The organism is Clostridium sp. (assembly GCF_036781005.1).
Lineage (GTDB): Bacteria > Bacillota > Clostridia > Clostridiales > Clostridiaceae > Clostridium_B.
Genome location: NZ_DAIQBT010000029.1, coordinates 20,529 through 40,646 on the forward strand (window position 1 = coordinate 20,529; position 20,118 = coordinate 40,646).

At 27.8% G+C, this 20,118-nt stretch carries 24 protein-coding genes; 15 read left to right on the top strand and 9 right to left on the bottom strand.

From position 1 onward, the window contains the following. Nucleotides 1–140 precede the first annotated feature (140 nt). Nucleotides 141–965 (top strand): hypothetical protein, encoded by an 825-nt coding sequence (locus V7Q02_RS11725; RefSeq protein WP_333861204.1) that lies wholly within the window; start codon nucleotides 141–143, stop codon nucleotides 963–965. 61 nt (nucleotides 966–1,026) lie between these two features. Beyond that, complete coding sequence (locus V7Q02_RS11730) at nucleotides 1,027–1,521, top strand: glycosyl-4,4'-diaponeurosporenoate acyltransferase (RefSeq protein ID WP_106062825.1); 495 nt, start codon at nucleotides 1,027–1,029, stop codon at nucleotides 1,519–1,521. Here V7Q02_RS11730 and V7Q02_RS11735 read toward each other — a convergent pair. Then, on the bottom strand, nucleotides 1,518–2,657 hold the full coding sequence (locus V7Q02_RS11735) for an MGDG synthase family glycosyltransferase (protein ID WP_170063636.1): 1,140 nt from the start codon (nucleotides 2,655–2,657) through the stop codon (nucleotides 1,518–1,520). The two genes, V7Q02_RS11730 and V7Q02_RS11735, sit on opposite strands and share 4 nt — an antisense overlap. Before the next feature lie 500 nt (nucleotides 2,658–3,157). Between V7Q02_RS11735 and V7Q02_RS11740 the strand changes: the two genes are divergently transcribed. The 4 genes from V7Q02_RS11740 to V7Q02_RS11755 all read left to right on the top strand — a co-directional run bounded on the left by V7Q02_RS11740 (nucleotide 3,158) and on the right by V7Q02_RS11755 (nucleotide 4,799). After that, complete coding sequence (locus V7Q02_RS11740) at nucleotides 3,158–3,385, top strand: DUF2798 domain-containing protein (protein ID WP_170063635.1); 228 nt, start codon at nucleotides 3,158–3,160, stop codon at nucleotides 3,383–3,385. A gap of 83 nt (nucleotides 3,386–3,468) precedes the next feature. Beyond that, a complete protein-coding gene (locus tag V7Q02_RS11745) occupies nucleotides 3,469–3,831 on the top strand; it encodes a VOC family protein (RefSeq protein ID WP_333861205.1) in 363 nt (120 codons plus the stop codon). Between the two features lie 420 nt (nucleotides 3,832–4,251). Beyond that, the gene (locus tag V7Q02_RS11750; protein WP_333861213.1) at nucleotides 4,252–4,578 is read left to right on the top strand and encodes a DUF2975 domain-containing protein; all 327 of its coding nucleotides are present in this window, start codon (nucleotides 4,252–4,254) and stop codon (nucleotides 4,576–4,578) included. Nucleotides 4,579–4,592: 14 nt separating this feature from the next. After that, nucleotides 4,593–4,799 (top strand): helix-turn-helix domain-containing protein, encoded by a 207-nt coding sequence (locus tag V7Q02_RS11755; protein ID WP_333861206.1) that lies wholly within the window; start codon nucleotides 4,593–4,595, stop codon nucleotides 4,797–4,799. 21 nt (nucleotides 4,800–4,820) lie between these two features. Here V7Q02_RS11755 and V7Q02_RS11760 read toward each other — a convergent pair whose 3' ends face one another. Further along, entirely contained in the window at nucleotides 4,821–5,813 is a 993-nt protein-coding gene (locus tag V7Q02_RS11760; RefSeq protein ID WP_333861207.1) for a CPBP family intramembrane glutamic endopeptidase, read from the bottom strand. A 108-nt stretch (nucleotides 5,814–5,921) separates the two neighbouring features. On the opposite strand from V7Q02_RS11760, the gene V7Q02_RS11765 reads away from it, so the two are divergent. The 6 genes from V7Q02_RS11765 to V7Q02_RS11790 all read left to right on the top strand — a co-directional run bounded on the left by V7Q02_RS11765 (nucleotide 5,922) and on the right by V7Q02_RS11790 (nucleotide 13,014). Next, a complete protein-coding gene (locus tag V7Q02_RS11765) occupies nucleotides 5,922–6,140 on the top strand; it encodes a hypothetical protein (RefSeq protein WP_333861208.1) in 219 nt (72 codons plus the stop codon). Beyond that, entirely contained in the window at nucleotides 6,089–6,496 is a 408-nt protein-coding gene (locus tag V7Q02_RS11770; RefSeq protein ID WP_333861209.1) for an SH3 domain-containing protein, read from the top strand. Before V7Q02_RS11765 ends, V7Q02_RS11770 begins: the two co-directional genes overlap by 52 nt. A 92-nt stretch (nucleotides 6,497–6,588) precedes the next feature. After that, the gene (locus tag V7Q02_RS11775; RefSeq protein ID WP_279146094.1) at nucleotides 6,589–7,947 is read left to right on the top strand and encodes a M28 family metallopeptidase; all 1,359 of its coding nucleotides are present in this window, start codon (nucleotides 6,589–6,591) and stop codon (nucleotides 7,945–7,947) included. A 218-nt stretch (nucleotides 7,948–8,165) separates the two neighbouring features. Then, nucleotides 8,166–8,840 carry a hypothetical protein gene (locus V7Q02_RS11780; protein ID WP_279146095.1) on the top strand — a complete coding sequence of 225 codons (675 nt, stop codon included), beginning with the start codon at nucleotides 8,166–8,168 and terminating at the stop codon, nucleotides 8,838–8,840. A 320-nt stretch (nucleotides 8,841–9,160) separates the two neighbouring features. Then, the gene (locus V7Q02_RS11785; RefSeq protein ID WP_279146096.1) at nucleotides 9,161–10,540 is read left to right on the top strand and encodes a helix-turn-helix domain-containing protein; all 1,380 of its coding nucleotides are present in this window, start codon (nucleotides 9,161–9,163) and stop codon (nucleotides 10,538–10,540) included. A 767-nt stretch (nucleotides 10,541–11,307) separates the two neighbouring features. Further along, nucleotides 11,308–13,014: a replication initiator protein A gene (locus V7Q02_RS11790; RefSeq protein ID WP_279146098.1), complete on the top strand. Its 1,707-nt coding sequence runs from the start codon at nucleotides 11,308–11,310 to the stop codon at nucleotides 13,012–13,014. 271 nt (nucleotides 13,015–13,285) lie between these two features. Here V7Q02_RS11790 and V7Q02_RS11795 read toward each other — a convergent pair whose 3' ends face one another. The 6 genes from V7Q02_RS11795 to V7Q02_RS11820 all read right to left on the bottom strand — a co-directional run bounded on the left by V7Q02_RS11795 (nucleotide 13,286) and on the right by V7Q02_RS11820 (nucleotide 16,533). Further along, nucleotides 13,286–13,789: a hypothetical protein gene (locus V7Q02_RS11795; RefSeq protein WP_279146100.1), complete on the bottom strand. Its 504-nt coding sequence runs from the start codon at nucleotides 13,787–13,789 to the stop codon at nucleotides 13,286–13,288. Between the two features lie 207 nt (nucleotides 13,790–13,996). After that, a complete protein-coding gene (locus tag V7Q02_RS11800; RefSeq protein WP_279146102.1) occupies nucleotides 13,997–14,437 on the bottom strand; it encodes a hypothetical protein in 441 nt (146 codons plus the stop codon). A 383-nt stretch (nucleotides 14,438–14,820) separates the two neighbouring features. Further along, nucleotides 14,821–15,198, bottom strand: coding sequence for a type II toxin-antitoxin system death-on-curing family toxin (locus V7Q02_RS11805; RefSeq protein ID WP_279146104.1), 378 nt, complete (start codon nucleotides 15,196–15,198; stop codon nucleotides 14,821–14,823). After that, nucleotides 15,195–15,368 (bottom strand): hypothetical protein, encoded by a 174-nt coding sequence (locus tag V7Q02_RS11810; protein WP_279146106.1) that lies wholly within the window; start codon nucleotides 15,366–15,368, stop codon nucleotides 15,195–15,197. The genes V7Q02_RS11805 and V7Q02_RS11810 overlap by 4 nt, the downstream gene beginning before the upstream one ends. 101 nt (nucleotides 15,369–15,469) lie before the next feature. Continuing rightward, nucleotides 15,470–15,742: a DUF6364 family protein gene (locus V7Q02_RS11815; RefSeq protein WP_279146107.1), complete on the bottom strand. Its 273-nt coding sequence runs from the start codon at nucleotides 15,740–15,742 to the stop codon at nucleotides 15,470–15,472. Further along, nucleotides 15,742–16,533 (bottom strand): ParA family protein, encoded by a 792-nt coding sequence (locus V7Q02_RS11820; protein ID WP_279146110.1) that lies wholly within the window; start codon nucleotides 16,531–16,533, stop codon nucleotides 15,742–15,744. The genes V7Q02_RS11815 and V7Q02_RS11820 overlap by 1 nt, the downstream gene beginning before the upstream one ends. 1,246 nt (nucleotides 16,534–17,779) lie before the next feature. On the opposite strand from V7Q02_RS11820, the gene V7Q02_RS11825 reads away from it, so the two are divergent. Together V7Q02_RS11825 and V7Q02_RS11830 are read left to right on the top strand one after the other, a co-directional pair. Beyond that, entirely contained in the window at nucleotides 17,780–18,040 is a 261-nt protein-coding gene (locus V7Q02_RS11825) for a DUF4160 domain-containing protein (RefSeq protein ID WP_279146112.1), read from the top strand. A 12-nt stretch (nucleotides 18,041–18,052) separates the two neighbouring features. Then, nucleotides 18,053–18,352, top strand: a complete 300-nt coding sequence (locus V7Q02_RS11830; protein ID WP_279146113.1) for a DUF2442 domain-containing protein — start codon at nucleotides 18,053–18,055, stop codon at nucleotides 18,350–18,352. A gap of 182 nt (nucleotides 18,353–18,534) precedes the next feature. On the opposite strand, the gene V7Q02_RS11835 is transcribed toward V7Q02_RS11830, so the two are convergent. Next, nucleotides 18,535–19,143: a tyrosine-type recombinase/integrase gene (locus V7Q02_RS11835; protein ID WP_279146115.1), complete on the bottom strand. Its 609-nt coding sequence runs from the start codon at nucleotides 19,141–19,143 to the stop codon at nucleotides 18,535–18,537. A gap of 275 nt (nucleotides 19,144–19,418) precedes the next feature. Here V7Q02_RS11835 and V7Q02_RS11840 point away from each other — a divergent pair, with 275 nt between their 5' ends. Next, a complete protein-coding gene (locus tag V7Q02_RS11840; protein WP_279146117.1) occupies nucleotides 19,419–19,871 on the top strand; it encodes a hypothetical protein in 453 nt (150 codons plus the stop codon). Nucleotides 19,872–20,118 lie beyond the last annotated feature (247 nt).

The following is a 20,118-nucleotide window of genomic DNA, read 5'->3' on the forward strand; positions in this document are numbered from 1 at the left end:
AGTTGGGAAAGGTATATGTGCTTTTTTAAAATTTTAAAAATTAATATAATTTTAATATTTATGTTATATAATAAAGTATCTACAAGGTAATGTAAATAGCTTTAAAAAAATTAAATAATGTTTATTCGAGGTATTATGAAATGACTAATTTATGGAGTGTCATATTGGCAATTATGGGAATACTTTTACATTCTATAGGCATATTGCTGCAAAAAAAAGGTACAAGCGGCATAAATTTTAAAGAACTAATTAATTTGAAAAATATAAAAAATATGAAGATTTCCTCTGACTTAATAATATGGGTTATAGGGCTTATATTGGCCTATAATATTTCTGTTTTTCCAACAGCAATTGCCTCTAAAGGACTGGCTCCTGAAGTGATTTCAGCAATTTCAGGCTTAGGTATAGTATTTGTTATTATTCTGTCACACATTTTTTTAAAAGAGGAGCTTTACAAATCAGATATACTATTTGCAATAATTATTATTGTCTGCCTATATGTAATCTGTGCTGCTCAGCAAAGGAAAACTATTACATACGTTGATAAAACAGCCTTTTATGCATTGACCTTGTCTCCATTTTTATTGTTAATACCAGTTTTTTTAAAAAAATTGACGAATAAGATAAAGGCCGTTTTATTTTCATCTATATCCGGACTTACTGGCGGAGTTGCATATGTTATATTAAATGTAAGTGTTAATACTGGAAGAGGTTCATTTGCCGGAATTTTTAGATCTGCTTATATATATGAATATATTATTGTTGGATTTATTTCAGGGGCATTTCTACAAGTTGCATATAAATTTGGTGATATAATACATATTGTACCTGTTCAAATGTCTCTTACAATAATTTATCCTTTAATTTGTTCCTATTTTATTTTTCATAAGAGCATTTCTACAGTTCAGAATTTATCAATTTTGGTCATAGCCTCGTGCTGTTGGATAATTTTAAGAAGACATTGAAAATATAATTTAGCAAAGATAAGCTTCGTCGGAAATATGATTTTGTATTGGAGGGCATACTATGAGAATAATATCTAAATCATCTTTTTTAAGAAAGTTTGCAATTTACACGGGAGTATTCCTTTTTATTTCGATGATATTAACATTTGTATCAACAAAATTGCCTGAACGGTATTATCGATATAATAGCTGGATGTACAAGGAAAGAAATTGGGAAAAGGGCGGAGAGTTTTATCAAGATAAATTTAAAGTGAGGGCATGGAAAAAGAAACTTCCAGAATTAGCTGATTTTATTAAATCTATATTTCCTAAAAAATTTATAAAGGAATTCCAGGGTGAATTTATAGCGAAATATTTAATGGAGTCATGCAAAGCTGAATTTACACACTGGTCTATTATTTTTTCTACAGTTATATTTTTAATATTTGATGGCATTACAGCATTTATTTCTATGCTGTTTTTAGCCATCATATTAAATTTTCCTTTTATAATAATTCAAAGATATAATAGACCTAGAATAATATCAATTATGAAACATAAAGGGACAGAAGTTTAATCCCTTTTGTTTTTGATATTTTGCAAAACACTTACAATAAATTTAACTATATCACTTGCTGCATTAGGCTGTCTAAATTTTAATTGACTTTCTCTTATTTCTTTAAGCATTTTTCCATTATTATCAATAAGTTCCCTTACAACTTGCGGCAGCTTATTTATATCCTCACACTCAACTCCTAGATTGTTACGTGTAACAAACTGAGGGTTTTTTTCTTCTTGTCCTGTAAAGGAGCCTGTTATTATTATTGGTTTGCACAAATTTATAGCTTCCATAAGTACGTTAGGACTAGCTCTTATTAGAAGTATGTCGGAATTCATCATATAGTAGTTAACTTTATCAGTAAATCCGTAAACTGTTATCCTGTCAGGGTATTTAGGTTTCAAATAGCTCTCAAGGGATTTCTTAAGCCTAGTATTCTTTCCAACTAAAATTACCACATTACAATTAAAGTTTTCTAAAAGGCTTTCAGATATTTGTTTTGAAAAACTTCCACCTTGACTGCCATTCATAATGAAAAAATTAAGTCTGCTATTATCAACGGTACAAGCTATTGGTATATGGACATTTTCAGCACTTACATGGTTGAATATATCCCTTGTTGGAAACCCAAAAATCCTCAACCTATCTTTAGGAATTCCTAGCTCAACTAAGCTATTATAGGATTCTTTTGACGGGCATAGAGTATATAATGAACGTTTATCAGCCCAAAGATGGGAGATATTGTCCAAATCCGCTACTATTACTATAACAGGTATATTTAAACCATTTTTTTCGAGAATATTAATAATAGATCCTATGAAAGCTGGATGAACAGTGACAATTAAGTTTGGTTTGCTTTCTTGTATTAGCTTAAGAAAATTCTTTTTTATGGTACTTTCTATGAAAGAATTAATAAGGCTGGGAATTTTATTCCCTAATTTATATAAAGCCCCCCATAAACGAGGAGCAAAGACTGCCACTTTATTATAAAGCTTGGACAATGTTTTTGTAAAAACACCACCAAGTAAAAAAGCATCTACCTCTTCAATGGATATCCCTTGGTTTAATTTTTCAAATTGATTATATAAGGACTGAATTATACTTTTATGACCATTTCCAGTATAGTTAGATGATATAAAAAGAATCTTATCCAATTTAGCATTTTCCTCCTTGTATTCCTTATCTTGCATTCAATGATTATTAAATATCTAGCTTCTTAACTTTTTGCTATGCATCTTTTATATTGTAACATTTTGAAAGTATTATTGTAAGAGGTCAATCTCAAAAGCATTTAACTACATATGCCTATGTTATATAATCCAGTTTTTTCACCTCTAGTAACAACTGGAATGATATTATTTCATAATACATTATATCTGCTTGAACAATTTTTAAACCCTTAATTAACTCATTTTCACTTCGGCAACTTTATACTAACATTCATTATTGTACTTGTAGAAGATTAAAATTAGATTAAATGCAATAAAAAGATAAGCAAAATCTATTCTAAGGTGAATATATTATTGATAAATGAGGAGTGTTTTATTTTAACTTGCATTTAGCGTAAAAATTTCTCCTGTGATAGTGGTCGTTATAACAAGCAAAGGCACTGAATAGATATTAATAGAGAAGATTAATGAGGGGGATGATATTTGTGAAAATAAATAAGAAGTATAGGGGAGTTGTCTTTTCATGTCTTGCTGCTGCATTTATATCTATACCCATTGCCTTTTTTATGGTATTAATAAATTATGGATTTAGAGAGGGCTTTTTTATAGCATTTTTAAAATCTGCATTGTTGGGTACAGCCATCTCTGTGCCATTGGCTAATATATTTATTCCATTGGCAGAGAAGATAGTAAATAACATAGTGGAGGAATAGTAATTGATGTGCTACCAAGGGTGGATTATAATGTTATTATAGTATTATTTTTTGAGAATTTATAGAATAGGGGGAACTAGATTATGAAATTTTGCTGGAGTACATTAATGGTTAAAAATATGGAGGAATCTTTAAAGTTTTATAAAGAAATAATTGGGCTTCAGGTGGATAGAAGATTCAAAGCAGGGCCAGGGGTAGAAATTACATTTTTAGGAGATGGAGAAACAAAGATTGAACTTGTATGCAATGAAGCTTCTAATGAAGTAAATTTTGGGCAAGATATTTCACTGGGATTTGAAGTGAATTCATTAGATGAAATGATGGCTTTAGTTAAAGAAAAGGGCATAGACATCCATAGTGGACCATTTCAACCTAATCCACATACCAAGTTTTTCTATGTATTAGATCCAAATGGATTAAAAATTCAGTTTGTAGAGAATATTTAATAACAAATTATTAGGTAGCTGCACAACTTATGGCGGTTTATAAATGTGAAAGGTGCATAATATCATGATTGATAAATTGATATAATATAAATAAGAAAAGCTTAGTGCGTCAACACTAAGCCAAGTCTTAGAACAAAAGCAGATAACCCAAATCTTTGATTTGGTGCTAGTTGCTTTCACAGAGTGCTTATTTTGTTTTAGGGCTATTGGATGAATTTAATTAAGTAAATTTGTTAAGGAAGAAGTGCTAATCTTTGCAGGATGAGGCACTTTTTTCTTTGCTTTTGACTTCTATATCAAGACCAAGAAATTTTTAGAACTGAAGGATACGAAAATTATATTCATAAAAAATGTTGTAAGAACGATAAAAATATAAAGAATAATGATAAATATTTATTGTAATCATTAAAATGTTGGTGTATATATGCTTGTGCTGCTCCTTATGTTGTGCCGCTGTTTAAATTAAAATCCATATGTAAGTTACTTACCGAAGGGAATTCCTTTTCACCTAAAATTGCTGAGGAGTTCAAAGGGATGGCAATATGTGCATTTAGTGAAGTTATAATTTTTATATTAGCAGAGTTATTCTTATATTTTGTACAGGACTTTTTTCTGTATGCAGGAACAATTATTCCTATGATAGTTATCCCCTTTGTTGCTATAACAGCGGGATTTCTTTCCTTAGTTATGTCAAATATTTTTAGAAAAGCTGCTGAGATAAAAGAAGAAATGGATCTTACTTTTTAATTGGAGGGACAAGTATGATAGTTGTAAATTTAGATGTTATGATGGCAAAAAGAAAAATGCCACTAACAGAATTATCCCAAAAGCTTGGTATGACTATGGCTAATGTTTCTAACTTTAAAAATCAAAAGGCAAAAGCTTTTAGATTTACAACTCTTGATGCATTATGCAAAATACTACAATGCCAACCGGGTGATATTTTGGAATATAGAGAGGATATATAGTAAAGGGCAAAGAGCACAGATCTATGAGTGAATAGTAAAAGTATTTTTTTCTGTTTCACTATATTCTTTAGTAAATATGAAAGGCAAATAGATTACACAGAAACAAATTAAGTTTGCTAATACTAATTTCCCGCTAAGGATAACATTAACTCCTGCAGCACTGTTAAGGGTAGGAACAATTCCATTGTTTGCGAAATGGATTACAGTAACAGCCCATATGTTTTCCGTTTTCATATAGACAAATCCAAAGAATATGGCATAGCCAATACAGACAATCAATTGATTTAAAACAGAGTAAAAAGGCGTTGCTGGACTATAATAAAATAAATTTATTGGCAAATGCCATATTCCCCATATAATCCCCAAAAGAATTACACCCTTTCGTTTACCCAGTCTTTGTTGAAGGGCAGGTTGAAGGAAATATCTCCAGCCATATTCTTCTCCTAAAAATGCAATACACATACTCGGAAAGTGAAATACGCTATTCGATTTTTCTGTGCTTATGAAAGCATCAATAAATTTTTTACTATTTCCCGAGATAAGTGCACTTAAAAAGCTCTCACATATACATAGAACAACAAATAACAAAGTATAACCAATAGATGATTTCACATTTTTATCAAGTCCCAATCCGGAATGATATATTTTCTCTTTTTTATCTATAAAATATACAAGAGATAAGATAATGCTCCCTACAACCCACAACATTAGCATATATGCATTTGGATCTTTATTAAGTACAAATATATCTATTAAAAGAACTAAAATTGATGTAATGGTAAAAAACAAATAAACTCCATAAAATTTCATGGGAAGGTTTTTGCGTCTTTCTTTGTTTAACAATAAAGCTGTCATCACACCTATAGATGGATAATACATCTGTGTTAAGGTAAAAGAATCCACTGGATATTTAGTGTATGCAAACCCCATAACAATACCCATACCTATGGTCAAACCAAAGGTTACCATAAAAAATATAAAAAGCTCTTTGTTGGAAAAATTGTATTCAGACATTTTTACCCCCTTATTAAGTACAGGTTTTAACTAATACTGTTTATATCTACAAATGTGAAATATATTGTAAATAGATTATATAACAATTGTAACATTAATCCCAATAAAATGCATATAATTGCAGAAAAAGATAATAAATGGACAAGAGCTATCATATATCAAATAGTGGAGAAGGGAAATAACTCTAGGCTTCCTCTTATTATAACCACCAACATGAGTATAAATAAAATTGTGGAAAGATATGATTACAGAACCTATAGCAGGCTAAAGGAAATGTGCTTTTTTATCGAAAATACTGGGCGGGATATAAGAGAGCTTCAAGGATAAAAGCATCAGCTTGTATGGCAGCAATCATGTCAATCAGTTTATTAACAGGTGTACCAGTTTGTGCACAAGAAAAAAATGTACCTGCAGTTGAAAGTAATAGCATACAGCAAGAAGAAGTTGTAGAAGATATGAATTTTAGAGCTCTACAACAATATGGAACAATAACTGCAAATGGCGTAAGACTAAGAAAAACACCAGGTAACAATGGAACTATTTTGCGCCAATTAAATAAAGGTGATATGGTTGTATTTGATTCAAGATACCAAATGAGAGATGTTGATGGACTTACATGGGCAGCTGTTTCATACAATGGTATTTATGGTTGGGTTGCAACAAAATATATTTATGGAGCATAAAGACTAATTAAAATATAGTAAAGTGTTTCTAAATAACATACTTTAGAAACACTTTATTTAATATATAAACAAAAATTAAAGGAGAAAATACTATGAAAAAAGTTATAAGCTTAATTATGACATTAATTATAAGTGTAGTATTTATTTCTTGTTCAAGTGATTCCAAAACAAACGCAGATAATAATGATAAAAGCCTATCAACTGAAAGTAAATATAAGAAGAATATTGAAATTTCTATTGATGAAAACTTAATAATGGATAACTTAAAAAGGGTTTGTGAAAATGTAAGGAATTATGGTTCAGAGGGTGAAAAGATATGCAGCAATTATTTAAAAGATAAACTTAAAGAATATGGTTATATAGTTCAGTTTCAAGAGTTCCCAGTTTATAAGCAGACATTTAAATCTACAACATATGTAGAAAATAATAAAGATTATTTTAAACTAAATCCATATAATTCAGAGAAAAAAGGTGCTGGAAAAAATGTAATTGCTAAAAGAGATAATCATAGTGATAAGAAAAAAACAATATATTTAACGGCACATTATGATACTACAGATTATACTAAAGGAGTTATAGATAATGGTACTGGTGTCAGTGTTATACTTGAAGTGGCAAGACAGTTAAGAAATTATGATAGTCCCTTTAATATTGAAATAGTGTTTTTTAGTGCAGAAGAATATTATAGAAGTGGATCAAGATATTTTGTATCCAAGTTAACAGATGAAGAAAAGAAGAATACACTTGGATGTATTAATGTTGATATGGTGGGTGAAAAAGATGCTGGTGATGTAGTTATAGGAAATGCTAATCAAGAAAATAATGTAATGACTGTAATGCTAAATAAGGAATTAGAAAATAAATTACAAATTTCACTTGGAGGTTCCAGTGATGATCTTTCATTTTATAATGGAGAGATACCAGCCTTTATGTTAATAAATAAAAGCCCTAATAATGAAATAGATAAAAAAGAAGATCAATTTCAATATGTGGATTTGAAAGAGCTAAAAAATGTATCTTATTTAATATGTAATTTTCTAACTAATTTTAATATGGATACCTATAACAAAATATTAAATGGTTCTATAAGTTATCCTAGTAATAGAAAACAGGATAAAATAGGGGAATTTAAAGGATTTAAATTAAATAAGATAAATGCTTATCCTATAAAAAGTGGATATGATAGTGTAACAGAATATGAGTATGTTAATAACAATGGTAAAAAGTATACATTCACAGAACAAATGCAAAAATTTATTAACTTAAAAAACTATGGTGAATTTAAGGTATTGGATAAGGATTTCATTTATTCTGTAAATAAAAATTCAAAAAATAATGCTAAAATTTTTTATTCAAATGGTTCTCAGTTTGGAGAAATAAAAGGTGATATTTCTGTAGATGATGCAGTGAATATATTAAAAATTTACTATAAAAAAATGTTTAAGCAGTAAAATTTATTTGCTGCTTAAACATTTTTTTACTTTTTTTAAAAAGTATAGTGCTTATTTTTTATTACTGGAAAAGAAGCTTTTGGTTTTATAGAGGTAATACTTTAGATATACTAAGGTATTGCCTTTTAATTTTTATAAAATAAAGAAGGATTTTAAGCTTTAATGAAGTAATACTAAAGTAATGCTTAAATTAGGGGAAGTTTAAAGGGGGAGGGGCCATGTCTAGAACTAAAAGGTTAGATATGACAATAGAAAAGCTGGCAAAAATAGCAGAAGAAATTAATAAAAACACTATAGAAAATAGAAATAGAAGCAAAAAAGATAAAATAACTACTGATAAATTTATAAGAAAATTCAATATAACTAGAAAGGACTTTTCAGAAACTATAAAAGGGACTGGAATTGAATATAATAGATCTACTTTTTTATATGATATACCAAAGAAATATTTAGATGGTAATACCATAGTAATACCCAAGGAAAATGAAGATTTCAATAAAGATGATACTAAAATGTTACCAGAAAAAAATATTGAAAATTATAATCTTAATGAAGGTAATACCAAGGCATTACCTAAGGATGAAACCATAGTTTTAAATAAGAAAATGGCAGATGCAATTAAAAATGTAATAAAAACTAATTATCCTGAAATAGAAGAAATTAAGGATATAATAAGTTGGTATAAGGAACATAAAGAGAAGGAAAATATAATAGAAGTTCCTGAGATAAATATAAATAACCCAAAACTAAAAGGTGAGGTTATTTCAAAAAGTTTTAAAACCTATGGAGATGTGATAAGTGAATTTGTTGCATTTTGTAAGAGCAGAAAAGAAACTCAAAAGGATTTATTGGCACTGGCTATGGTAGAATTCATAGAAAAATATAAAAAATAAATATTTTTATTCATATATAATTGAAATATAAGGAAATAAAGGTTAAAATAAATTTAGAATTAAGTAAATTTATGATATTTTTTAATATATAATGAAAAATAAAAAACTCCTAAAGGCGAAAAGTTTGGCCACTCAAAACCTTTAAGAGTTAACACAGTATCTTCAAAGATAGAAGAATACTTTATTTACTTATATACTTTTAGTTTAATATATTTATATGCTATAGTCAATAAATATATTAAACCAAGAATATATAAAAAGTTTAAATAAAGAAATGCATAGCCTCTTTTATCTTTGAAGGAAAGATAGGGGGGCTTTTTTTGATAGCTGAACAGTTAAGTTTATATGACTATACAGATAAATTGTTTAAAAATTTATCTGGTACAGAAGTAGAAATTAAAGTAGATGTTGAAAATATAGAAAAAGCAGTGCTTCATATAGATACTTTGCATAGATTAGATGATGGATATATTACTATAGCTCTTAAAAAGGACAATCAGTGGGCACAATATCACTATAAAATAGATGAATTAAAGGATAATATAGGGAAAGTATTAAGTGTAGAAGGAGTAAATGTATATTTATCCCCTAATAGTTTTTACAAGCCTATAAGAAGAATTGAAAATATAAGAAAATTAAACGCCCTCTACATAGATTTAGATTATTATACTTTGGACAAGCTTAGGGACCTTACAAATGATCAAATACTTTGGCAATTAGAGAATGATTACTTTGGTATAGAAGTACCAGAAGCCAGCTTTGTAGTTATGACAGGAAGGGGACTAGCAATATATTGGTTAATAGAGCCATTGCCATATAAAGCTCTACCACTTTGGAATGCAGTACAAAAAAATTTTTTAAACAAATTAAAAGAAATTGGAGCAGATGAAAAAAGTATAGATGCAGCAAGGGTTATGAGGCTTTCTGGGAGTATAAATCAAAAGAATGGAAATACAGCAGATTTATTATTATATAGTAATGAAACATACAATTTGAGAAATATTCAAGAAGACTATTTACCAGAGCTTACACCATACATAAAAAATCCATACCATAAGTCAAAAGGAAGAAAACCTAAGGTAGTAAATCTATTTACATTATATAGTTTGCATTATGCACGTCTTAGAGATTTAGTAAAGCTTATGGAGCTAAGAAAGGGTATGTGTAGAATGGAAGATGGTACACTTAAAAGCACTGGACTTAGAGAATTTATGTGCTTTTTATATAGATATTTTAGCTGCTGCTATGAGAGTAATACTGAAAATGCTTTAAAATCCACTTTAGGCTTCAATAATGGCTTTAAAAAACCTCTAAGCATATCAGAAGCCACAAAAGCTACAAAGTCAGCTGAGAAAGCTTATAAGGAGTGGTTAAATGACTGCCCATCAGGAACCTATAGCAGGGGAGGATATAATTATAAAAATACAACTTTAATAAAGCTTTTAAATATTACAGAGGAAGAAGAAAGACAGTTAGAAACTATAATAGATAAAAAAGAAGTTAAAAGAAGAACTAATAAAAGAACCAATGAGTATCATAAATCTCAACGCAGAAATGAGAATGGATTAACTGAAAGGGAACAAGAAAAGATGGACAAAATAAATAAAGTAAAAGAACTTAGGAAAAAGGGATTAAGTTACACAGATATAGCAAAAGAAATTGGAATAAGTAGAAGAACTGTAATAAATTATGTTAAATAGGTGGTGAAGTGAAACGTCACTATTATATTATGGGGGCGTAGCCCTGGTTCCTTTTATGGAGTACTCTAGTAATGATGTTCTTTGGATCTACTAGAGATACTGGAGCCTTAAAGTTGTACTAGTAAATTAATTAATTGACACCCTATTTAGGGTAGTTTCAGAAAAAGATTATCCAGGGTATAGAAGAGGTAAGGCTACTTGTGGAGCTAAAACATATAGATGGTTTGAGGGAGAAGAGCATTTAAATAGATATTTTATAGATGAAAAGCCATAGGAAAACCTATGGCTTTATATATTTTGGAAGCCAAGGCATGTGGTAATCTGCTTCTCCAACCGCATAAGCGTGGTGGTGGCTACCTGTTCCGCCCTCATTTACTTTCATTTAATATTATATTCGTTTTTCTCCTTATTTTTCTTTATATTTATATATTGTAAGGTTTTACAGAACACTTCTTATGGATTAACTTATGCTATTTTTCATCACAGTAAAAGAACAGTAAAAGAACAGTATAAAAACAATATACAGTATTATGTTGTTGTTAAATACATTTTTCTAAAGTGGCTTGTACCAATGGCTTGAATATGGTATTTTTCTATATAGTACGTGAAGAATTCTATAAAGTACGAGAAGCTTTCTATAAAGTACAATACTCAATTTCTATATGGTGCGTGAAAGATTCCATAAGGTACGTGAAAAATTCTGTAGAGTACGTGAAATTTATGATAAAATAATATGGTGATCAATATAATAATTTGGGGGAATTCTTTTGGAAAACTTAGAGGATAAAAAAACTAAAATTATAAAAAGTAACACCAGTATAGTAGACAATAATATAATAGAGTCTCCTCTTTTTATATCAAGTGCAAAGGAAATTATGACTATAGGGCAGCTAGAAAAAAGTGATATAAGTCCAAGTGTTGAAAGGGTTTTAAAGGTGCTTAAAGAAGATTTTCAAAAGGCACCTATTCCTGCTGACTATGAAAACTTTCCTGTAGTATATAAGAGCTGGAAAGATAGTAAGGGAATGAAGAGAGAGCTGCTTATAACATGCTCCATTCCAGATATGACTACTATGGATGTATGGAATGGCCTTATAGGATTATATATTCAAAAGATTACACCAATCTATTTTAACAAAGAAAACAGCACTTATGATATTAGTGAAGATGAAATGGAGTATACCTTATATGAGCTTGCTAAATTTATGAATAAATCAACAGGAGGAAAAAGTTTAGACAATCTTATGAAGGAAATAATAAGGCTTAACAATGCTACTTATTATAGTTTTGCTAATGGAGTTATTTTTGATAAAAAAAATGATAAATATTTAAAATCCAAAACAAAGGGTTTTTCCCTTATTGTAGACTGCGAATTTGACAGCGAGAAAAGGGTTAAGGATCAAAAGGTAAATACTAAGTGTAAAGTTCAGTTTAATAGGCTTATTGTAGATAATATAAGGTATCAGTATATAAAATACATAAATCCTAAAGAGTACTTTGCTCTGCCACCTAGGGGTTTTACAAGAAGACTATATATATATCTTAAGGGAAACTCATATCTTTCAAATGGACATAAAAGTATATACATAAAAAGGAGCTTTGATGTACTTAGAAATAAACTTCCTATATATGAATATCAGCCTTCAAAAATAAAGGAAAGGCTTAAAAAGCCATTAGAGTATCTTAAAAAATTTAATATTATTTCTGATTATTTTTTTGGTGATGAAGTAATATTAAATGGTGTAGCTGAAAGATGTGTATATTTTATATTTGAAGGAACCAAGGAGGATTTAATTAAAAATTTATCCTATAAAAAGCTTAAAATAAGCAGTGATGAAAAAGAATTAAAGTTTAAAATGGAGGTTCCAGAGGATCTACATAATTTTTTAGTTCATAAAGGCTTCAATGAAATAGTAGCAAAAGAAATTTTATATAAGTATGATAAATGGGATGTAATTAAATATATACTTTGGCTTCAGGAAAAGGAGTTTGAGAATAATAAATCAGTAAAAAACTTTCCTGGAATGCTTAGATTTGCATTAGAAAGTGGAACTGTTAATCTTAAAAACACTCACAAGCATATTATAGATTTTGTAGAGAGTAAAAAGTTAAGTGAGAAGAGTAATAAGTTTAATAGAGAAGAAGATTTAAAGAAAATGTATAAGGAATATATTGAAGAAGAAACTGAAAAGTTTAAAAATGAAGATGAAGTGGCTTTTAAGGTTTTACATGATACAATACTTGAAAATCTTAATTCTTCTTATGAAAGTAAAATCAAAGAATTTGCTTTATTTGAAAAGGATGTTACTGAATTAGAAAAAGCAAGCTGGGAATATCAAAAGGGAAAGTGGATTGAATTTAATGAGATCAAGGAAAAGTCTAGGCTTTTTAAAGAGCAGTTTGAAAAATCTTTAGTAATGCTTAGAAATTTAAAATTTTATGAGGATTTTAAGCTAACTGAGATCAATAGATAGAATAAAAAAGATAGATAAATTCATATAATATTATTCGATAGAAAATAGTTTTAAGTCTAAATTAAATTTTGAAACGGAATTAAAAAAATCCATACGCTAATCAGCGAATTTGCGTATGGATTTTTGCTATGGTAAGTAAAGGTAATTAGTATTTTAGAAATATGTTGTATAATAGTTTTTAAAACATAATTGATATTATATTAGTTAATATATTAAGTAATGTATTAACTAAATTATTTTCGGTTACATTTTAGAATTCGGCATATTTTTATTATCCCACATAGTAGTCACAATTTATAAATATGCCAAAAGGTCTAAGAGCTGACCTTGCTTCACTCCAATCAGCAAAATTGTTAATTGCAGTGACTCCAAGCTGTTTTAATGTTTCAGCTTTACTATAATCCCAGTGCTCAAAGTTATAATTATCATATATAGTGAAGTTTAAGTAACCATTACTACTTATATTTCCACCAATACTTGCTTTATGGATAGATAAATATAAATCGTTTGAAGAATTTGAGCTAGTGAAAGTTATAGTGTCAGAAAAAGATTTTTTATTTGAAGTTTTATATTCTCTTATCCATTTGTTTAATATGTCTTGAACAGCTTTGGTTTGTAGAACCTTAGCTGTTAAATCAGAATCAGAATAGTAAACAACTGATGGATCAGTTTTATCTACAGCTCTAAATATAAATTCAGAAGTGTATTTTAAACCTTGTGTTGCACATGCTCCACCAACAGCACGCCATATTTCTTTTAATTGTGATAAATTCATAAAAAAACCTCCTAAAAATTTAATTTAATTCAGTTAACTGATATATAATATAAAGATAAGAATTAAATAAATTTGTAAACTATAATATAAAATTATTTTTTAGAATAGAAAAAAGGCTTAATTCTGTAAAGTACGGAATTAAGCCTTTTTAAAATATTTAAGTAAACAATACAGTATAGCACCGATTTATTTTAACTTTAAAAATTATTAATATATATCTTCAATTATATAAAGTATTTTTGTATCAGGAACAAATATTAAATATATTTTTGAAGAATCATTTTTTCCTGTAATGTAATATTTATAGTTACTTTGGAAATCTGGCATGTTATCATTTGAAACATTTAAATTATTAAGAACTTTCTCTACTTCTGCTTCAATTTCCGAATTTCGATTATTTTCCCAATCTAAGGATAAGTCAATATCATCTTTTCTCTTATATTGAAATATATGATATCTTTCTCCATCACCATGAAAGCTTTTACCACTATCTACTGAATAGATTTCTTTATATGAGTTCGGTAGTTTGATAGACCAATTAATATTAATAATTTCAGAATATGGCTTATTTATTTTTATATATAAAAATACTACAATTGTAATCGCTGCTAATAGAATTCCACTTAAAAGTGTTAACGATTTTCTCACTATTTTACCTCCAAAAAACTATTTTAAATAACAATTTCTACTTCATATTTTAACGGTTAATTTACTATGTTTATCAATGAGTTCTTAATTAATTATATAGGTTATTGGTATATCTTTCAAATCATTAAATTGTAAATATAGTAACTATAGAAATTAAAAATTTTTTCGAAATTTCCACCTTCCAATACTATTAAATTTAACTTACTTTCTAGTAGTAATTAATAATAAAGTAATATGTTAAGTAGTGCATTAAGTATGTTTTTATTTTAAGTATTAACAATGCAAACTTAACTTGAGTGATGTAGTTATAAAAATAAGTATTACAAAAGAAACACTTTTGTAATACTTACCTTTAGTAAATCTATAACTTATTTGTTAAGGTGCTACTTGATATGGTTTTCGATCCAGTTCTCAATATTTTCTTTGGTATAGTTGCCTTTTGCTATATTAAGACCTAGATCTATTAATTCTTCTTGAGTATATCCTAATTTGATTCCATTTAGCTGACATAATAGTGCCATCAATGCAATTCCTAACCTTTTATTCCCATCTATCATGCAATGATTATTTATTACTGAATGAGTTAAAACAGCTATTTTTGAGATATTATTTGGATATAATTCTTCTCCTGCAAATGTTTGAAATGGATTTTCTAAAGCACTTTTTAATAGTTCAATATCTCTTACACCATGACTTCCACCAGTTCTATTAATTAACTTCTCGTGGAGCATTAATATTTCATCTAATTCAAATACTATCATTTTGCTAGCTCCTTTAGTGCTTCTAGATTATCATCTATAAAGCTATCCATTAATTTTTCTTTATATTTTTTTTCTCTATACTTAATAAATTCTATATACTCTATAATTTCTACTTGTTTATCTTCTGGTAGGTCCTTAACATCTTCAAATATTCTTTCTGCTAATGACATTTAAACCACTCCTTTTAAAATACTTTCTCAAACTATTATTACAAAAATAAGTGATAATTATTAATGCTTATATCTATCAGCTAAAAAGTGAAGCATATTTTTTATTGTAACTTAAACACATGTTTAAGTATGTCATTAACCAGCTTACTCTCGCTGACCTTTTGAGATTTAGCATATTTTTTAATATTTTTTATAACCTCTTCATCAAGATAAAAGGTTTTATTTTTGCCACTCTTTTCTTTAATATCTATTATACTCGATAAATCCACTAGAGTATCATTATTTAAAGTTTCATCTTTGGGTAAGTTTTTTTTACCACTTTCAAGGATTTCAGAAGTTCTATTTTGAACAGCCTTTTCAAATTTATTTGCCATTAAAGAATTCCCCTTTCTTTCATTTCATTATATAAATTTACATAAGCTTTATATCCAGAGGAGGAGGTATCGTATAGATTAATGGGTTTTGCCTCAAGCTCTGATTCTTTTATTTTTACATTGTTAGGTATTACAGTATTAAAAAGTAGTTTACTTATATCCTGGTGATTTTTACAAAAGTCAAAGAATTGAGAAGATAGATTTATTCTTTTATCAAACATATTTATTAAAAATCCCGATATTTTAGGTTGAAGTCTTAACCTTTTACTAATATCATTCCAAAGGGCTATAAATAGCTCAGAGCCTTCCAAAGAATTCATGCTTATGTCTGAAACAAGTATTATATTATCTGCTGCCACAAATGCATTTTGATTTATTATACTCATGCTAGGATTAGTATCAATTAATATGTAATCATAGGAAGAAAACTTATCCATATTTTCTTCTATATAATTTTTAAGTATGTATTCACGGCCAGCAAGACTTACAAGTTTCATCTCCGTTCCAGTAAGGAAAATAGAACTTGGGATTATATCTAGACTAGGTAGTTCAGATATAGGTGATTTTATTATTACTTCATTTAAAGATAGATTATCCTCCATTATATCTTTAAAACTTTTAAAGGAGGGGACAGTTCTATCTATACCGAAGTTATTTGTTGTATTTCCCTGGGGATCTATGTCAAGAGCTAAAACTTTTTTATTATCCTCAGCTAAAATACCAGATATATTAAATAAACAAGAACTTTTGCCAACTCCACCTTTAAGGGTGCTAAATGTAATGATTTTCAAAAATATCACCGCCAATTAATATATTAGTTAATATATTAATTATAATATTAAATTATGTAGGAGTAAATATGTGAAATTATAGATAATATAAAATTAAGGAGTACTGTTGAAAGTTGAAATATACATTGAATAAGTAATAATAAAATGTGGTAAACCGCTGTGTTGTGTAAAAAATTTGCTATGAAAGGTATGGCATTTATGTGATAATTTTAATATATAGCAACTATTATATTTAAATAATTCAGAAGGGATTTACTTTGAAAACTGCTATATTAATTTTAAAAATTATTGCATAACTTATTTCTATATGATGATAAAAGAAGATCTAATTAATAGACTTGATTTGTTGATCTTTTAGAATGAAAGTATAAATTTTGTTTTAAATTTTATGGAGGATTTATAGGATTGTAATGGAGGATGAGAATGTTTAGTTTAAGTAGGTATATTATTTTTAATATTGGATTATTTTATTTTATATTAAAGCAGGTAAAAATTAAGAGAAAACCTATGGTAAATAATAATAAATTAAATTTGTATACATGTATATGTACATGTATTAAGTTAATTGTACTAATTTATTCAATTGAACTTTTAAGGAATATATTAAATTACTTAAAAGTTGGTCAAATAGATATTAAAATATTATTAAATAATATTTTTTGGATACAAATGTGTGTGGCTAGTATAATAGCCATGAGAAATTATTATAATGTCCATTGTAAGTTAAATATGCAGAAAGGCCTCCTATTATAGTAGCAGCATCCCCTACAAATGCAGCTTGGACATTTACTTTGTCTTTTAATTTTGTGAAAAGATCACTTTGTACCTAAGATAACATTTTATTAACTGCAGCTGCTATTGCAAGAGCGCCAACTCCGGCCATAGTAACGTCATAATTAAATTTGTCAAAGTACTTTCTTAGTGGAATGTCAATACTTACTAGTTATGTAATATCTCCTACGTTTGGCATACAAATCTCTCCTTTAATTTATATATTTAATTTATAAGATTTTATTAATCGATTAACTTTGCCTTACACCATATAAGAAAAGATATTATAATTAAAAGCAAACTGTTATTCTAAACTTTTTGTTATTTTATAGAGCTGTTACAATTTTATTATATTAGTTCAAATTGGGTGATTTAAAAATGACAGCATTAAAGTTGGAATTAGTTAGCTATTGTTGAATAAAACAAAACATATTTGATATAATATATATGATTAATTATTAGGGTGGTGGTTATTTTGCCAGAAATAAGCTTGTTTTTTGGAATTAGGGTTACTATAAACTATAATGATCATATACCTCCACATTTTCATGCCGAATATAATGGTAATAAGGTATTAGTAGATATAGTTAATTGCAAAGTAATTAAAGGATATTTTCCTAAGAGACAGTTAAAATTAATACTTGCTTGGACTGAGATTCATAGTGACGAGTTAATGCAAAATTGGGAGCTTGCAAGAAATCATAAGCCATTATATAGAATAGCACCACTTTCTTAGGGGGGGATAAATATGGAGTACATGCCGGAAGTTGTTCAAGTAATTCCAACAGAAGAATTTAAAGTGTATGTTTATTTTGATGATGGTTCAATTCATTTATATGATGCTAGTGAATTAGTTACGAAAGGCATATTTAAACCTTTATCTGATATCAAAGTCTTTAAAGAAACTTGTACTGTACTTAATGGTACCTTATCTTGGAGCTTAGATGGTACCTATGATGAGTCAACTTGTTTAGATGTTGATCCATTTATAATATATGAGGAATATCCTGAAGTAGAAGAACCTAAATCATTTTTTAAAACAAAATGATAGGAAAAAATTATATTGATTATTTTACTGAAATAATTAATAAAAACAAATATACAGATTATAGTTCAGTATTACCAAAGCAATACTTTGGTAATACTGGATTTTATATTGCATAAAATAATGTATTAATAATTATATTAGGTTATGTATTAGTTAATATATAAAGTATATATAATAATCTATTATCCTAAATTGCTCTTCAAATAAACCATTCTTTTTTCTTCCTCAGTAATACCAATATATCTTAAAGTTTCACTTTTACAGGAATGGTTAAAAATATCCATTAAAAGTTCTAGAGATGTTCCATTTTTATAAGCATGATATCCAAATGTTTTTCTCATAGTATGAGTACCTATTTCCCCTTGAATTATTCTTCCAAACTCATCTCTTTGTACAAGTCCTATAATTTCTGCTGCAGTATTTAATATAAACCAAGCATGTTGTCTTGATATAGGTTTATTTTCTCCTTTATTACTTTTAAATATATAATCTTCACTAGACACTTCCCCTAGTTCTTTTATATAGTTTTCTATAAGCTTTTTTACAATAGATCCTATATAAAACTTTTTAGTTTTACCGGTCTTTTTTTCTTTAATTATTACGTGATCCAGTACCTTCATATTTTTAAAATTTACTATATCTCCAAATTTAAGTTTAAGTATATCAGATATTCTAAGTCCTACATTTATGCCTAGTATAAACAAAAGCTCATTTCTAGTGCTTTGGCTTTTAAGAACAGCTCTCATATTTTTTATTGTTTTTAAATCTCGTATAGGTTCTACTGATTTCATAGTATGTTTCCCTTCTTATTTTAATCTTACATAATATGATTATTATTATTAAAATGTAATATTTATAATTATATTTTATTTTAAATACTTTATAAAGCCTTGATTTTAGGGAAAATAAAATCTTACATAACATTGTTATGTAAGATTTATAAATGAAAAAGAAAAAAATATTTTAATTTGGTTGACATTATAAATGTAATGCGCTCTTTTATATATGTAATTACTTAATCGGTTAAGTTTACAAATATAAATAAAAAATGAAAGAAGGTATTTTTATGGCAACAACAGAATATATTGCAACAATCCAAGTAACAGCAGCAGAACTAGCTCAAATGAACAAAGCACAATTAATTATGTTAGAGTCAATAGAAAACCGCAGTACTTCAGGATTAGAATCAAAGTTAAACGGCATTTCTCTCACAGCTGGTGTAATAGGACTATTTGCACCTGGAATTTATGCGACAATATCAGGCCTTGTTAGTGCAACTGCTGGAGTTATAAGTACTTATCCATCTTATAACTCACTTTTAGTAACTGTTATGCAAAATGGATGTAATAGTATGGGAAAAATTGTATCTGATCTTTTAGCCTTTTCCAAATATGATTTATTTGAACTTGAATTTCCATTTATAGATTTTAAGGATAAGGGTATACGTTATGTACAAGGTGATGGAAGAATTGTAAGAGCCCATGTCAAAGGTGGAACTGGTTGGGTTTCTATGCAATAAAGAACGGCAGTATTTTAGGGCTACAATCATGTCTAAAGGGAGAAATACAGAAATTTCACTGAAGATTTTTTTAAAATAAATGAAATCAGTATATCTCCCTTTTGGCATACAAAAAATAATAAAACAACTTTAAATCACTTGAAATTTTGTTTGAATTTCAAGTGATTTTTTAATTATTTTAGGGCATTCACATTTATAATTTTTTCAATATAATTAAAGTCAATACTACCATTATTTATTTTATAAT

Coding starts and splice junctions, on each gene's coding strand:
- V7Q02_RS11725 (WP_333861204.1), top strand. CDS start 141: ATGACTAATTTATGGAGTGTCATATTGGCAATTATGGGAATACTTTTA.
- V7Q02_RS11730 (WP_106062825.1), top strand. CDS start 1,027: ATGAGAATAATATCTAAATCATCTTTTTTAAGAAAGTTTGCAATTTAC.
- V7Q02_RS11745 (WP_333861205.1), top strand. CDS start 3,469: ATGAAATTTTGCTGGAGTACATTAATGGTTAAAAATATGGAGGAATCT.
- V7Q02_RS11755 (WP_333861206.1), top strand. CDS start 4,593: ATGATAGTTGTAAATTTAGATGTTATGATGGCAAAAAGAAAAATGCCA.
- V7Q02_RS11760 (WP_333861207.1), bottom strand. CDS start 5,813: ATGTCTGAATACAATTTTTCCAACAAAGAGCTTTTTATATTTTTTATG.
- V7Q02_RS11765 (WP_333861208.1), top strand. CDS start 5,922: ATGCATATAATTGCAGAAAAAGATAATAAATGGACAAGAGCTATCATA.
- V7Q02_RS11775 (WP_279146094.1), top strand. CDS start 6,589: ATGAAAAAAGTTATAAGCTTAATTATGACATTAATTATAAGTGTAGTA.
- V7Q02_RS11780 (WP_279146095.1), top strand. CDS start 8,166: ATGTCTAGAACTAAAAGGTTAGATATGACAATAGAAAAGCTGGCAAAA.
- V7Q02_RS11795 (WP_279146100.1), bottom strand. CDS start 13,789: ATGAATTTATCACAATTAAAAGAAATATGGCGTGCTGTTGGTGGAGCA.
- V7Q02_RS11805 (WP_279146104.1), bottom strand. CDS start 15,198: ATGATAGTATTTGAATTAGATGAAATATTAATGCTCCACGAGAAGTTA.
- V7Q02_RS11810 (WP_279146106.1), bottom strand. CDS start 15,368: ATGTCATTAGCAGAAAGAATATTTGAAGATGTTAAGGACCTACCAGAA.
- V7Q02_RS11815 (WP_279146107.1), bottom strand. CDS start 15,742: ATGGCAAATAAATTTGAAAAGGCTGTTCAAAATAGAACTTCTGAAATC.
- V7Q02_RS11830 (WP_279146113.1), top strand. CDS start 18,053: ATGGAGTACATGCCGGAAGTTGTTCAAGTAATTCCAACAGAAGAATTT.
- V7Q02_RS11835 (WP_279146115.1), bottom strand. CDS start 19,143: ATGAAATCAGTAGAACCTATACGAGATTTAAAAACAATAAAAAATATG.
- V7Q02_RS11840 (WP_279146117.1), top strand. CDS start 19,419: ATGGCAACAACAGAATATATTGCAACAATCCAAGTAACAGCAGCAGAA.